Annotated in this window: 11 protein-coding genes and 1 pseudogene; 4 read left to right on the top strand and 8 right to left on the bottom strand. The window is 74.0% G+C overall.

Features of this window, described 5'->3' with window-relative positions:
- Positions 1-63: 63 nt before the first annotated feature.
- From fdh to F8568_RS26005, 5 genes and pseudogenes are all read right to left on the bottom strand, one after another.
- Complete coding sequence (gene fdh, locus F8568_RS26030; RefSeq protein ID WP_202125347.1) at positions 64-3,315, bottom strand: formate dehydrogenase; 3,252 nt, start codon at positions 3,313-3,315, stop codon at positions 64-66.
- Between the two features lie 85 nt (positions 3,316-3,400).
- Complete coding sequence (locus F8568_RS26020) at positions 3,401-5,164, bottom strand: hypothetical protein (protein ID WP_236009156.1); 1,764 nt, start codon at positions 5,162-5,164, stop codon at positions 3,401-3,403.
- Positions 5,165-5,287: 123 nt separating this feature from the next.
- Entirely contained in the window at positions 5,288-6,031 is a 744-nt protein-coding gene (locus tag F8568_RS26015) for an SCO6745 family protein (protein ID WP_151596319.1), read from the bottom strand.
- A gap of 34 nt (positions 6,032-6,065) precedes the next feature.
- Positions 6,066-6,323: pseudogene (locus F8568_RS26010) on the bottom strand (SpoIIE family protein phosphatase); the annotation flags it as partial.
- Between the two features lie 186 nt (positions 6,324-6,509).
- Positions 6,510-7,064 carry a MarR family winged helix-turn-helix transcriptional regulator gene (locus F8568_RS26005; RefSeq protein WP_151596317.1) on the bottom strand — a complete coding sequence of 185 codons (555 nt, stop codon included), beginning with the start codon at positions 7,062-7,064 and terminating at the stop codon, positions 6,510-6,512.
- A gap of 286 nt (positions 7,065-7,350) precedes the next feature.
- Here F8568_RS26005 and F8568_RS26000 point away from each other — a divergent pair, with 286 nt between their 5' ends.
- From F8568_RS26000 to F8568_RS25985, 4 genes are all read left to right on the top strand, one after another.
- The gene (locus F8568_RS26000) at positions 7,351-8,064 is read left to right on the top strand and encodes a hypothetical protein (RefSeq protein ID WP_151596316.1); all 714 of its coding nucleotides are present in this window, start codon (positions 7,351-7,353) and stop codon (positions 8,062-8,064) included.
- A gap of 9 nt (positions 8,065-8,073) precedes the next feature.
- On the top strand, positions 8,074-8,346 hold the full coding sequence (locus F8568_RS25995) for a hypothetical protein (RefSeq protein ID WP_202125346.1): 273 nt from the start codon (positions 8,074-8,076) through the stop codon (positions 8,344-8,346).
- 29 nt (positions 8,347-8,375) lie between these two features.
- Complete coding sequence (locus F8568_RS25990; protein WP_151596315.1) at positions 8,376-8,945, top strand: N-acetylmuramoyl-L-alanine amidase; 570 nt, start codon at positions 8,376-8,378, stop codon at positions 8,943-8,945.
- A 209-nt stretch (positions 8,946-9,154) separates the two neighbouring features.
- Positions 9,155-9,961: a mycofactocin-coupled SDR family oxidoreductase gene (locus tag F8568_RS25985; protein ID WP_151596314.1), complete on the top strand. Its 807-nt coding sequence runs from the start codon at positions 9,155-9,157 to the stop codon at positions 9,959-9,961.
- On the opposite strand, the gene mftF is transcribed toward F8568_RS25985, so the two are convergent.
- From mftF to mftD, 3 genes are read right to left on the bottom strand one after another with little or no spacing between them, the layout of a single operon-like run.
- Complete coding sequence (gene mftF, locus F8568_RS25980) at positions 9,915-11,477, bottom strand: mycofactocin biosynthesis glycosyltransferase MftF (protein ID WP_151596313.1); 1,563 nt, start codon at positions 11,475-11,477, stop codon at positions 9,915-9,917. The genes F8568_RS25985 and mftF overlap by 47 nt on opposite strands.
- Complete coding sequence (gene mftE / locus F8568_RS25975; protein ID WP_328601013.1) at positions 11,474-12,226, bottom strand: mycofactocin biosynthesis peptidyl-dipeptidase MftE; 753 nt, start codon at positions 12,224-12,226, stop codon at positions 11,474-11,476. Before mftE ends, mftF begins: the two co-directional genes overlap by 4 nt.
- Before the next feature lies 1 nt (position 12,227).
- Positions 12,228-13,418: a pre-mycofactocin synthase MftD gene (mftD, locus tag F8568_RS25970; protein ID WP_151596312.1), complete on the bottom strand. Its 1,191-nt coding sequence runs from the start codon at positions 13,416-13,418 to the stop codon at positions 12,228-12,230.
- Between the last annotated feature and the right edge of the window lie 21 nt (positions 13,419-13,439).

Below are 13,439 nucleotides of genomic sequence, written 5' to 3'. Positions count from 1 at the left end.
GTGGCGTGTCGTGGTTATGGCGCGCGCCATAACCACGACACGCCACAACTCAACGAAGGTGGGTCAGAGGTCGGTGCCGGTTTGGTCGGTGATGCCCGCCCGCTCGCGGTAGGAGCGGACGAGGGCGAGGGCGGCTTCGCCGCGGGGGCGGCGGCCGGGGCGGATGTCGCAGGCCAGGGCCTTGCACTCCTGGATGTGGGTGTTCGGGTCCAGGACGAGGTGCAGCAGCTCGTTGGCGGCGTCGCCGGTGCTGTAGCCGTTGGGGCCCCAGTGGTAGGGCAGGCCGATCTGGTGCAGGGCGCGGCCGTCCATCCGCAGCGGGATCATCCGGTCGGTCACCATCACGCGGGCCTCGATGACGCCGCGCGCGCTGACGATCGTGGCCCAGCCGCCGTGCTCGAGGCCGCGCTCGCCCGCGAGCTCGGGCGAGATCTCGCAGAAGAACTCCGGCTGGAGTTCGGCGAGGTAGGGCTGCCAGCGCGACATGCCGCCCGCGGTGTGGTGCTCGGTGAGCCGGTAGGTCGTCGTGACGTACGGGAACACCTCCGAGCCGGGCTGGTCGCCGCTCGGCTGGTAGCGGTTCGCGGGATGCGGGTCGAGCAGGTGCCGCACGGGGTTGTGCCGCTGCTTGTACAGCGGGTTCTCGAACGGCGACTCCTGCGGCTCGTAGTGCGCGGGCAGCGGCCCGTCCATGAGCCCGGCGGGGACGTACAGCCACGCCTTGCCGTCGGCCTGCATGATGAACGGGTCGTTCCCGGCGAGCGCGTCGGGGCCGGTCGCGCCCTCCGGCGGCTCGTAGTCGGGCGCCCGGTCGGCGATGAAGTCGGGGACGTCGTGGCCCGTCCACCTGCCCGCGTCGGGATCCCACCAGACGAGCGCCTTGCGGTCGCTCCACGGGTTGCCGTCCGGGTCGGCGGACGCCCGGTTGTACAGGATGCGCCGGTTCGCCGGCCACGCCCAGCCCCATTCGGGCGCCACCCAGCTCTGGTCCTCGCCGGGCTTGCGGCGGGCCGGCTGGTTCACGCCGTCGGCGTAGCAGCCGGCGTAGATCCAGCAGCCGCACGAGGTCGAGCCGTCGGGCTTCAGCTCGGTGTAGGACGAGATCGGGTTCCCGTCGCCGTCGCGGCCGTTGATCTCGGCGAGGACGGCCTCGGCGTCGGGTTCCGCGATGTCGCCCTCGGTGGGGTAGTCCCAGGTCAGGTCGAGGACCGGGCGGTCCATCTCGTCGGACGACCCGGCGAGCTTCGCCCGGATGATCCGGCCCAGGTGGTACATGAACCACAGCTCGCTGCGGGCCTCGCCGCCCGGTTCGACGGCCTTGTGGTGCCACTGCAGCATGCGCTGGGTGTTGGTGAAGCTGCCGTCCTTCTCGGTGTGCGCGGCGGCGGGCATGAAGAACACCTCGGTGCCGATGTCCTCGGTCCGCATCTCGCCGGACTCGATCTCCGGGCCGTCCTTCCACCACGTCGCCGACTCGATCAGCGAGAAGTCGCGGACCACCAGCCAGTCGAGGTTCGCCATGCCCAGCCGCTGCATCTTGGCGTTCGCGGACCCGACCGCCGGGTTCTCGCCCAGCAGGAAGTAGCCCTTGCAGGTGCCGTCGATCTGCGCCATCACCGTCTCGTACGTGCTGTGCGAGCCGGTCAGGCGCGGCAGGTAGTCGAAGCAGTAGTCGTTGGCGCCGGTCGCCGCGTCGCCCCAGTACGCCTTGAGCAGGCTGACGAAGTAGGAGCGCATCTCGCCCCAGAAGCCCTTCTTCGCGGCCTCGGCGGCGACGAAGGAGTCCAGGTCCTGGTCGGCGTGCGCGTGCGGCATCGGGATGTAGCCGGGCAGCAGGTTGAACAGCGTCGGGATGTCCGTCGAGCCCTGGATGGACGCGTGGCCGCGCAGCGCCAGGATGCCGCCGCCGGGCCGGCCGATGTTGCCGAGGAGGGCCTGCAGGATCGCGGCCGTCCGGATGTACTGGACGCCGACCGTGTGCTGCGTCCAGCCCACCGCGTAGGCGAACGCGGTGGTGCGGTCGCGGCCGGAGTTCTCCGTGATCAGCTCGCAGACCTGGCGGAACCGGTCCTGCGGGACGCCGCACACGCGTTCAACCATCTCCGGGGTGTACCGGGCGTAGTGCCGCTTCAGCACCTGGAGCACGCACCGCGGGTGCCGGAGCGACGGGTCGCGGCTCGGGTGGCCCTCGCCGAGCGCGGCGCCGCCGGACCCGTGCGACTCGCCGCGTCCCGACTCCGCCATCGACTCGACGCGGTCGTCGTACTCGACGTCGCGCCGCCCGGCCGCCGCCTGCACCTCCAGGCCCTCGTACCGCCAGGTGGCCGGGTCGTAGCTGCGCGACTCGGGGTCCAGGCCGGAGAAGACGCCGTCCAGGTCCTCGGTGTCGCGGAAGTCCTTGTTCACGAGCACCGACGCGTTGGTGTACTCCAGCACGTACTCGCGGAAGTACTTCTCGTTCGACAGGACGTAATTGATGATCCCGCCGAGGAACGCGATGTCGCTTCCCGCGCGCAGCGGGACGTGCACGTCCGCGACCGCGCTCGTGCGCGTGAATCGCGGATCGACGTGGATCAGCCTGGCCCCGCGCGCCTTCGCCTCCATCACCCACTGGAACCCGACCGGATGGCACTCGGCCATGTTCGAGCCCTGGACGACGATGCAGTCGGCGTTCTGCAGGTCCTGCTGGAAGGTGGTCGCGCCGCCGCGTCCGAACGAGGTTCCCAGACTGGGAACGGTGGAGGAGTGTCAAACGCGGGCCTGGTTCTCGATCTGTACGGCGCCGAGCGCGGTGAACAGCTTCTTGATGAGGTAGTTCTCCTCGTTGTCGAGCGTGGCGCCGCCCAGGCCGGCGAACCCGAGGGTGCGCCGCGTCCGGTCGCCGTCCTGCTCCCACTGCCAGCCGTGCCGCCGCGCCGCGATGACGCGGTCGGCGATCATGTCCATGGCGGTGTCGAGGTCGAGCCGTTCCCATTCGGTGCCGTGCGGGCGCCGGTAGAGGACGTGGTGCTCGCGCGCCGGGCCGGTCGTCAGCTGGAGGGTCGCGGACCCCTTCGGGCAGAGCCGGCCGCGGCTGACGGGGGAGTCGGGGTCGCCTTCGATCTGGACGACCTCGTCGTCCTTGACGTACACGTTCTGGCCGCAGCCGACCGCGCAGTACGGGCAGACGGACTTGACGACCTGGTCGGCGGTGCTCACCCGCGGCTTCAGCCGCTCGCTGGCGCCGCTCTTGGCGGCGGCTCCGCGGCCCAGCGGATCGCTCCCGGTCGCCTGCCGGTACACCGGCCACGACCCGATCCACCGGCGAACGCCCATCGCGACCCCCTCACCTCGTCGGGCCGCCTCGTACCCGCGCCCCGCACCCCGAAACACCGGGGCGGGACGCGGGTGGGGCGGTGCGTCACTTGGCGGCGAAGGCGGCCAGGCTCGTCGAGATGATCTCAGGCTTGCCGTCGTTCTGCTTCGCGGACGCGGTGAGCACGTCGAGGTGCTGGTAGCCGGGGGCGATGACGTCTCCGGGCTGCGGGTCGCGGCCGCCGAGCCCGTCGCCGGCCTCCAGGTTGATGATCGGGTTCGCGGTCGGCCCGTTCGTGTGGACGGCGTCGTCGGCGATGCCGGGGGAGGCCGCGAGCGCGATGTCGGTGACCATCTTGGTGGGGAAGTAGTGCTCGGTGAAGTCGAGCGGCTGCTCGGCGAGGCTGCGGGCCAGCTCGCCGATGTCGGTGACCTCCTTGGCCGCGGACGTGAACGGGCTGCCGTCCTTGGACGCGGGCACCCCGCTGCCGACCTGGTCGTAGTTCCGCCAGGTGTAGAGCGGGCCGTTCGGCTCGTCCGGGATGGCCTTCTTGTCCGGGCCGAGCAGCTGCTTCAGCCCGCCGAGGCCGATCGCGTCCAGGTCGTTCGGCGCCGGGAACTCCTTGTCGACGACCTTCCCGCCGTCCCAGAACCCGACGCTGGACTGCATGAACGCCAGCGGCTCGGAGTTGTCGTCGAGGAGCGCGCCGAGCGCCGCCGCGTTGGTGAAGCGGAAGTCCTTCACCGTCGGGGAGCCCTTCACGAACGTCGGGTAGTCCTTGGAGAACAGCAGCCGGTACGTCGTGTCGGTGTTGAACGAGGACGGCACGTAGGTCGCGAGGTCGGACCGGTCGCCCGGGGCGAGGTCGGCGGCGAGGCCGGCGATCGACAGCAGGTTCATCGTCTCGGTGTTGATCAGCGCGGGAGCCGAAAGGGAGCGCGGGACGACGCCGCTCTCCAGACCGGCCTGGACGGCGCCCGCGCCGAACTGCAGCAGCGGGATCAGGTCGGTGGGGAGCTGCCCGTCCATTCCGGGCAGGCTGGTGCTGATGCGGGTGTCGAGCGCGAAATAGCCGGAGCACTGGTTGTAGCCGGCGTCGCCGGTGGTGGAATGGTCGCCGTCGAAGTCCCATTCGGCGAAGAACGCGGTGAGGATGCCGCCGAGGGAATGGCCGCCGCACAGCATCCTCTGCTTGCGGGCCTGCTGGTCCGGCAGTTCGTGGACCATCAGGTCGTACTCGTCGCGGACGGTCTGCTCGAGGCCGACGTTCTGCAGCCAGGTCACCTGGTCGTTGGTCTGGTAGCCGGCGAACTTCCGGCCGTCCACCTCCTTCTGCCGGTAGTAGTAGTCGACGGCGAGGTGGGCGTCCTTCGCGGCGAGGCCGGCCTGGACGCCGGCGTGGTCCTCAAGGCAGTTGGACCGGCGGTCCAGCGCCCAGAACTCGATGTGCTTCCCGCTCTTCGCGGCGGCCGCGACGGTGTTGCGGGCGACGCTGTCGAAGGCGCCGGCGCCTTCGAGGACCCCGGGCTGCGCGACGAGGATCCGGTCGGCCTGCGCGGACGCGGCAGGGCCGCCGGCGTCGCGGAACCGCAGGTAGGACAGCCAGTCGCAGGCCTCCGGGTGCGGGCCCGCCGACGCCGGCAGCGGGACGCGCACCCGCACCATCGACTCGGTGACGCCGGTGACGGGCGAATTCGTGGCCACCGGCGTCTCGACCCGGTCCCCGGCGGAATCGGCGGCGGGGGCGGCGGCACTGGCGTGGACGGGGAGCGCCGCGGCGGCTGCGACGAGCGCCGACGCGCCCAGCACGGCGAGCCCGCCGAGCCGGCGCGACGGGCGGCGAACGAGGGGGTGGGAGGGTCGCCCCATCACGTTCTCCTTCCGGACGGGAACGGATACGGGGCAACAATGGACGCCGTTCTCGCGCCGCGACAGTCGTCCGCCGACGCAATCGCCGGAGCGCCTTGTGCCCCGGACGATAAAACGGGCGCGTCAGCCGAGCGCAGCGGCGCCGACGGCGCGGACGAGTTCCGCGAACTCGGCGCGCTCGGCGGGCGACAGCGCCCGCTCGTACACGGCGGCGGCGAGCCGGTCGGTGGTCTCCTCCGCCTCCGCGCGGCGGCCCTTGAGCGCGGAGCAGTCCGGCAGGTCGCCGCGCCAGCCGAGGAAGCGGGCGCGGTCCTCGTTCGATCCGGCGAGCACGGCCTCCAGCGGCGCGAGCCCGGCCGCCGTCGTCGCCACCAGGTGCAGCGCGCCGCGCCACTCCCGCAGCACGTGCACCAGCTGCGCGGTGCGGGCCGGGACATCGTCGGCCAGCGGCTCGGCGCGCCAGCCGCAGAACAGCGGCAGCCCGGAGCCTTCCGCCGCGTCGACGACGCGCCCGGCCAGCTCGCACAGCCGCTCGCCGCCGGCGTCGCCGATGTGGTCGCGGCCCCACGCCGCGCACGTCGCCCCGTACCGGCGCGCCGCCTCGCGCGCCCCCGCGACCGCGACTCCCTCGTCCCAGAAGAGCCGGACGACCGGCGCGGGGAACCAGCCCAGCGCGGCGGCCACCACGCCGGCGTCGACGTCGCCGAGGACGCCCGCGCGTCCCGCGAAGTAGAACGCGTACGGGTTGTCGTAGCCGGCCTGCTTGCCGCGCTCGGGCGTCGCCGGGTCGAGCATCCACGCCGCGCCCACGTCGTGGATGATCCTGTCGGCCGCCCGCACGGTCTCCATCGCGTCCAGCCCGTCCATCGCGCCTCCTCCGCTCGGCTCAGTAAGCGGGAGGTTACTCGGCTCCGGTGGCGGCCCGCGCGGCAGGGCGGTGCCAGTCCAGGCAGACCACCACGGCGTCGTCGGCGAGGTTCGCGCCCTCGTGGTGCTCGATCAGCTCGTTCACGATGGTCAGCGGCACGTCCGCCGTGTCCTGCAGGCGGCTGCGGCGGGTCGCCTGCTCCAGCGCCCGCGCGCCGAACTCGCCGCGCGCGGACCGCGCGGAGAACACCCTGTCGCTGACGATGACGAGCCGGTCGCCGGGCTCCAGCCGGAAGCTCTGCTCAAGGCGCCCTCATCTCGTTGTCCGGGCCGTCGACCACCCGGGGCATGGTCCCTCCGCGGGCCGCCCTGGCCGGGACGGGAACCGAGGGGAAGACTGCCAAAAAGCTTGCCGCATGGCAAATACTTGATGTCGAGAAGCCGTCCCGGGCTTCCTTGCGGGACGCGGGCGGCGCGCTCAGGCCGTCCGGGAGCCGACCGCCTCGGCCGAGCCCGCGTCCTGCCCCTCGCGGGCCACGTCGAACTCGGTGAGCGCGTCGATCAGCCGCCCCCGGGACGCGGGCGACAGCTGCGCGAGCACCTCGCGCACCGCCGCGCGGCGGCGCCGGGTCAGCTCCGAGTACAGCCGCTCGCCCTGCTTGCTCAGCCGGACGATGATCTCGCGCCGGTCCGCGACCGCGTTCTCCCGCACCACCAGGCCGGCCGCCTCCAGCCGGTCGCACAGCCGGCTCGCCGACGACGGGATCGCGCCGAGCTCCGCGGCGAGCCGGCCGAGGTTCGGCCGGCCGAACCGGGCGACCGCCTCCACCGCGCGCAGCTGGATCGGCGACACCGCCGGCTCCAGGCCCTGGTCGGCGCGGCTCCACAGCAGCGCCGCCGCGCTCAGCACCCGCTCCACGGCGGCGGTGACGTCGTCCGGCACCTCGCCCGTGCCGCCGCCCGCCGGATCGTCGCCCGCCGTGTCCTCGCGCGCCGGGTCGCCGGCCGGGAGCCGCGGTCGTCGCTGCGTCACGCCTCCGCCTTTCTCATGGAGTTCCCTGGCGCGGCCACCCACGGCACCAGCTCGCGCGTCCCGAAGCGAAGGGGTGGAACGGGGCGCGTCGCGGACGGAAGACCACGATAAACGACGGTGCCCGCCAGGGGGCGGCGGCGGACGGGCCCGGCCCCGGCGCACCGGAATTCGAAGGCCGCGGCATCTCCTCGCCATATCCGGGCAAAACCGGGAGCCGCCCGGGGTTCGCACGGTCTCTGCAGGTAAGGGACGTCCGGTACGGCCGCACGCGCACCGAGGAGAAGCCATGAACCAGCCGCCCGCAGGCGGCGCGCCCGGCGAGGACCCCGACGTCCTGCTGGACGTCCCGGTCGTCAAGGTCGACGAGGTCGAGATCGAGGTCGAGGAGCTGCGCGCCGACGTCTCGCTGCGCGCCGCGGTGCTCGACGTGCTCGATCTCGGCGTCGGCGCGGACGTCGACCTCGGCCGGGTCAGCCTGACCCTCCGGGGCGTGGAGGCGCAAGCGATGCTGAAGGTGCGGCTCGACAACGTCGCGCGGATCATCGACCGGGTGCTGGACACGGTCGACGCGAACCCCGAGCTCCTCGCAGGGACGGCGCGCGGCGCCGGCGCGGCGGCGGGCGAACTGGGCGCCGGCACGGTGGCGGGCGAGCTGGGCGGCGGCGCGGGACGCGTCCGGAACGGGATCGACGCCCGGAGGCCGCCCCGCCGCCCGCACGCCGGACGCGAGACCGGCCTGGAACGTCCGCGTCCCGCCCCGCCGCCCGGCCCCGGCCCTGGCCCGCGGCCCCGCCGTGACGAGCCCGAGCGGCGGCACGAGCCCGAGCCGCAGGACCGGCGGGAGCGGCGCGACGACCGGGAGCGGCGGGCGGCGCGGGACGTCCCGGAGAAGGCCGACGACCTGGCGGCGGGCGCGCTGGCGGCGGCGCTGGCCAGGAAGTCCGTCCGCGCGGGCCGGGACCTGATCGGCGGCGTCCTCAAGCGCCTGCCGGGGATGTGAGGAGGAGCGATGCGCGAACCGGACGTGGAGATCGGCGCCTCGGTGAAGGCGGACGAAGTGGTCTTCCATGAGACGCCCGACGTCGAGGAGCGGGCGGGCGCCGAACCGGAAGGCGAGTCGGAGGCGAGCACCGAGCGGCGGAACCTGCCCCGCCCCGCGAAGCTCGACACCACCTACCGCGACGTGCGCGTCTCGCACCGCCTGAGAGCGCGCCTGACCGGCGCCGACGACGACTCCGCCGCGGCAGAGGACGAGGACGATCCGGCCGAGCCGGACGCGTGACCGGCGCCGGGCCGATTAGCATGGGGATCATGACCGCGCCCGCAGGTCCTCCGGTGGACGACCGGCTCGTCTCCTGGTGGGGGGCGCTGAAGCGGCGGTCGCCGGAGTCCGTCACGACGGTCGTCCTGCACGCCACGGAGATCCCGACGCTGGCGGAGGCCTGGGACTACGCCGAGCGGAGCGCGGACGGGACGGACGACGGGACCGGCGTGTGCGGCCACCTCTACGTGGACCGCGACGGGAGCTGCCACCGCTTCGTGCCGCTGGACCGGGTGGCCGCGCACGCCGCGGGCCACAACACCCCGTCGATCGGGATCGAGCTGGTCAACACCGGCCGCCATCCGGGCCACTTCGATTCGCGGTCGCAGGTCCCCGCCGAGGACTTCCCGCCCGAGCAGACGGCCGCGCTCATGGAGCTGCTGACCGTCCTCACCGAGACCCACCCCTCGCTCGCCCGCCTGGTGCGCCACAGCGACCTGGACCGGGAGATGGTCCCCGCGTCCGACGACCCGGACGTCCTGGTGCGGCGCCGCATCGACCCCGGCCCGCGCTTCCCGTGGGCCGACGTCCGCCGCCACTGGGAGCGGCTCACCGGCTGACGCGCCGCGCCGGCGACGGGAAGGTACGCGCCGGTGACGGGCCCGTGACCGGCGGTGATGCGCCGCCGACCGGCCCTTGCCCCTTTTGACACTCAGTGCCACTATGGCTGTCGACCGCTTATCGGCCCGATGGCAGCGCAGCCGTTGTCCGCCCGAAAAGGCCTTCCGCCCTGCGTCGCCGGGTCTTGACCCATGTGGAGGAAGAAGCCATGGCGCGTTTGACAGGCAAGGTCGCGTTCATCACCGGCGCGGCGCGCGGGCAGGGGCGCGCGGAGGCGGTCCGGCTCGCGTCCGAGGGCGCCGACATCATCGCGGTCGACCTCGTCGCGTCGGCCAGCTCCTACGTCCCCTACGAGCCCTCCACCCAGTCCGACCTGGACGAGACCGCCAAGCTCGTGGAGGCCCAGGGACGCCGGGTGGTGGCCCGCAAGGCGGACGTGCGCGACCTCGCCGCGCTCGAGGCGGCCGTACGCGAGGGCGTCGCCCAACTAGGCCGGCTGGACGTCGTCGTGGCCAACGCCGGCATCGTGAACTACGGCCGCACCTGGGAGCTCGACGAGCAGCAGTGGCAGGACGTCCTCGACACCAACCTCACGGGGGTGTGGAAGACGGTCAAGGCCACCGTGCCGACGCTCATCGAGCAGGGCCAGGGCGGTTCGGTCATCATCACCAGCTCGGTGGCGGGCCTGAAGGGGCTCCCGTTCCTCGCGCACTACGCCTCGTCCAAGCACGGTGTCGTGGGCCTGGCGAAGGTGCTGGCGAACGAGCTGGGCGAGTACGACATCCGGGTCAACACCGTCCACCCGCACGGGGTGCGGACCGGGATGACCGCCGGGAAGATGAGCGAGCTGCTGGAGAAGACCCCGCTGCTCGCGCCCATCTACATGGCGACGCTGCCCTACGAGATGGTCGAGGCGGAGGACATCGCGAACATCGTCGCGTTCCTGGCGTCCGACGAGGGCAAGTACATCACCGGCGCCCAGCTGCCCGTCGACCTCGGCGCGCTGAACCGCTGACGCCGGGACGGCCCGAGCGCGGATCGCGGCCGGCCGGGCGGACGGCCGCGATCCACCGTGCGGCGGCCTCGCGCGCCCGCGCGCCGGCTGACGACACCGATTCGGGGAACCGGACGTCCGGGAGCAAGGGAGCGGCCGAGCGCGCGCGGGCGGACGCCGCCGTCACCCCGGACCCGTAGGCCACGTCTTCGGCGAGCCGCAGAGCCGTGTAGCGGACGGGGTCGATCGGCGGACGCTGCCGCAGCCACTCCAGCGCGATCGGCGCGAGCATGGCGGCGGCGGCCGCGCGGGCGAGCCGGCTGTGGGGCGACGCGGCGAGCGCGACCAGGCCGAGCGGCCACCACTCGCGGCGCAGCGCGTGCCCGATCGCGGCGGCGTCGGCGGCGGTGCCCTTCCCGACGATGGCGGCGGCCAGGCTCCAGTCGGCGGGCAGCCGCGACAGCCGCCTGGCCAGCAGCGCCGCCGCGACCGCCGCGACGCCGGCTGCCATGCCCGGACGTCCCCGCGCCAGCAGCGCGAGCACCGCGAGGTTCCACGCCGACGGCCGGGCCGGCGCGAGCCTGCCGGGGTGGCGCCGCGCCAGGTCGGCGGCGGACGTGCCGTACTCGTGGCGGCGCTTCGCCCAGGCCACCGGGTGCAGCCGCGGTGTGTGCGCGACCCGCGCGGCGGGCTCGTAGCGGACGTTCCATTTCCGGTCGCCCAGCCGCCAGACGAGGTCGACGTCCTCGCCGAGCCGCAGGTCCTCGTCGAACGGGTCGTCCGGCAGCGCCGCGACCCGCACGAGCAGCGTCGCGGTCGGCACGAACCCGAGCCGTCCACCGGGCCGGACCAGCGCGGGCCGCAGGCCCATGTCCAGCGCCGACCGGGCGGTCTCGTAGCGGGCCAGCAGCCCGGTGCCGTCCGACTCCGGGACGATCCGGGGGGCGACGGCGGCGACGCGCGCGTCGTCGAAGTGCGGGACGAGGACGTCGAGCCAGCCGTCCATCGGGCGGCAGTCGGAGTCCACCAGCGCGGCGAACCGGGTCCGCACCAGGCGCAGGCCGGTGTTGCGGGCCGCCGCGGGGCCCCGGTTGCGGGCGTGCCGGACGAGCCGCGCACCGTGCGCCTCCGCGACCCGCCGCAGCGGCTCGGGGTCGGGCGACCCGTCGTCCACGACGATCACGGGGACGTCGCCGACGGCCTCCAGCGACCGCGCCAGCTCGTCGGCACGCTCGTAGGCGGGGATCACGACGGTCACGTCGTGCGGTCCGGGACGCGGGGCGGGGAGCGGGTCGGCCATGCCGAGGTCGAGGAGCCGGGCCGCCAGCGCCCGCCCGACCGGGGAGGGGTCGGCGAGGCCCGCCCGGCCCGCCCGGCGCAGCGCCGCGACGTGAGGGAGCGTCGCCTCCGCCAGCCGCACCATCTTCCAGGGCGCGCCGCCGGTGGCCACGCGCCCGCCCGACCAGAGCGAGGTGTCGCGGGCGAGCGCGACGGGGAGATCGTCGGGCAGCCGGAACCGGTCGTTCGGCCCGCTCATGCGCGCGGGACCGGTGAGCGGGGCACCGCCGGGTCGAGGAGCCGCCCGCGCTCGTCGGCGCGGCCGCCGCCGATCCGGCGGACGACCGACGCCACCATGTCCGCCACGATCTCGCGGCCCCGTTCGGCGGACGCCCCGGCCGGGTCGCCGAGCACGCCGGACGGCGAGACGGCGCGGACGCCGCCCGCGACCAGGTCCGGCATGATCGCGGCGAGCGGGCGGGTCTCGCCGGTGACGGCGCCGAACGGCCGCACCAGGTCCGGCGCCAGATGCAGCATGGCGGACGTCTCGGTGAACCCGGCGTGCGCGTCGCCGCCGGGCACGCCGCAGCCGGCCCAGGCGGCGTCATGCCCTTCCACCCGCATCCGGCCCGCGGCGGCGTCGAGGGCGGGGACGTTGCCGCCGTGCCCATTGACGAAGACGACGCGTCCGGCCCAGAGGGCGAGCGACCGGACGGTCTCCACCAGCACGGCCGTCAGCGCCTCGTGCCCGATCGAGACCGTCCCGGGGAAGCCCGCGTGCTCGCCGCTCGCCCCGAACGCGATCGCGGGTGCGACGAGCACCTGCCCTCCGGCGTCCGGGCGCAGGGCGTCCGCCGCGCGCGCGGCGACCGCCTCGGCGATCACCGTGTCGGTCGACAGCGGCAGGTGCGGGCCGTGCTGCTCGCACGACCCGACCGGAACCAGGACGAGCGGCGCCGCCCCGACGTCCGTCCAGGCGGCCGCGGCCAGGTTCCCGGCGGCGGGCACGTCAGCCGGCCGAACCGCCGCCGCCCAGCGCCAGCGCGAAGCCGGGCGGGATGACGAGGTCGTCGGGGTTCAGTTCGTGGACGGAGGCGTGGCCGAGCCCGAGGACGGCGGAGTCGAGGCCGCCGCGCATGATGTCCAGCACGTTCTCCACCCCGGCCTGCCCGTTGGCGGCCAGGCCCCACAGGTAGGCGCGGCCGATCAGCACGGCGCGGGCGCCGAGCGCGAGGGCCTTCGCGACGTCGCCGCCGCGCCGCACGCCGCCGTCCAGCAGCACCTCGATCTGGTCGCCGACCGCCTCGGCGATCGACGGCAGCACCCGGATCGTGGCGGGCGTGGTGTCGAGGTTGTTGCCGCCGTGGTTGGACACCGACAGCGCCGTCACCCCGGCGTCCACCGCGCGCTTGGCGTCGTCGACGCGGGTGACGCCCTTGAGCAGGAACGGTCCGCCCCACTCCTCCCGCAGCCACGCGACGTCCTCCCAGGTGGGAGGCGGCGTCTGCATCCACTCTCCGTACGCGCCGAAGAACGTCGGCGCGGGGCCGTTCGGCGGCTTGAGGTTCGGGGTGGTGAGGTCGGGGATCCGGCCCTCCTTGGCGAACTTCCACAGCCAGCCCGGATGCGGCAGCACGCCCGGCGCGAGCTTCACCGCCGTCCTGAAGTCGATCCTCTCCGGGATCATGGGGCTGCCCCAGTCCCGGCCGTTGGAGAACGACCAGTCGAGTGTGGCGATCAGCGCCTTCGCGCCCGCCTTCTTCGCGCGGTCGAGGCGCTGGACCATCGCGTCCCGGTCGCCGCTCCAGTACATCTGGAAGAAGACGTTCGGGTTGGCCTCCGCGACCTCCTCGACGGGCTTGCTCGCGAACGAGCTGAGCCCCATGATGACGCCCCGGTTCGCGGCGGCGCGCGCCACCGCCACCTCCCCGTCCGGATGCACGGCCTGCACGCCGGTGGGGGAGATGAGCACGGGCATGGACGTCTCCACGCCCATCACGGTGGTGGCAAGGTCGCGCTCCGCCTTGTGCCCGACGACGCGGGGCGCGAAGCCGAGGTCGCCGAACGCCTTCATGTTGGCGTCGATCGTCCGGCCGCGCTCCGAGCCCGCGACCAGCGCCCCGTAGACCATGTGCGGCAACCGCCGCTTGGCCCGGCGCTGCGCCTCGGCCACGGTCTCGAACCACGGGTTCTTGAACATCTCGATGTCTCCAGGGATGGA

Origin of the sequence: Actinomadura physcomitrii (assembly GCF_008923205.2) — a bacterium.
GTDB classification, from domain to species: Bacteria; Actinomycetota; Actinomycetes; order Streptosporangiales; family Streptosporangiaceae; genus Spirillospora; species Spirillospora physcomitrii.
This window is presented reverse-complemented; position numbering and strand designations above follow the sequence as displayed.

What these genes read in the sequence shown, in the direction of transcription:
- F8568_RS26020 (WP_236009156.1), bottom strand. Translation starts at nt 5,164, where the DNA reads ATGGGGCGACCCTCCCACCCCCTCGTTCGCCGCCCGTCGCGCCGGCTC.
- F8568_RS26015 (WP_151596319.1), bottom strand. Translation starts at nt 6,031, where the DNA reads ATGGACGGGCTGGACGCGATGGAGACCGTGCGGGCGGCCGACAGGATC.
- F8568_RS26000 (WP_151596316.1), top strand. Translation starts at nt 7,351, where the DNA reads ATGAACCAGCCGCCCGCAGGCGGCGCGCCCGGCGAGGACCCCGACGTC.
- F8568_RS25995 (WP_202125346.1), top strand. Translation starts at nt 8,074, where the DNA reads ATGCGCGAACCGGACGTGGAGATCGGCGCCTCGGTGAAGGCGGACGAA.
- F8568_RS25990 (WP_151596315.1), top strand. Translation starts at nt 8,376, where the DNA reads ATGACCGCGCCCGCAGGTCCTCCGGTGGACGACCGGCTCGTCTCCTGG.
- F8568_RS25985 (WP_151596314.1), top strand. Translation starts at nt 9,155, where the DNA reads ATGGCGCGTTTGACAGGCAAGGTCGCGTTCATCACCGGCGCGGCGCGC.
- mftF (WP_151596313.1), bottom strand. Translation starts at nt 11,477, where the DNA reads ATGAGCGGGCCGAACGACCGGTTCCGGCTGCCCGACGATCTCCCCGTC.
- mftD (WP_151596312.1), bottom strand. Translation starts at nt 13,418, where the DNA reads ATGTTCAAGAACCCGTGGTTCGAGACCGTGGCCGAGGCGCAGCGCCGG.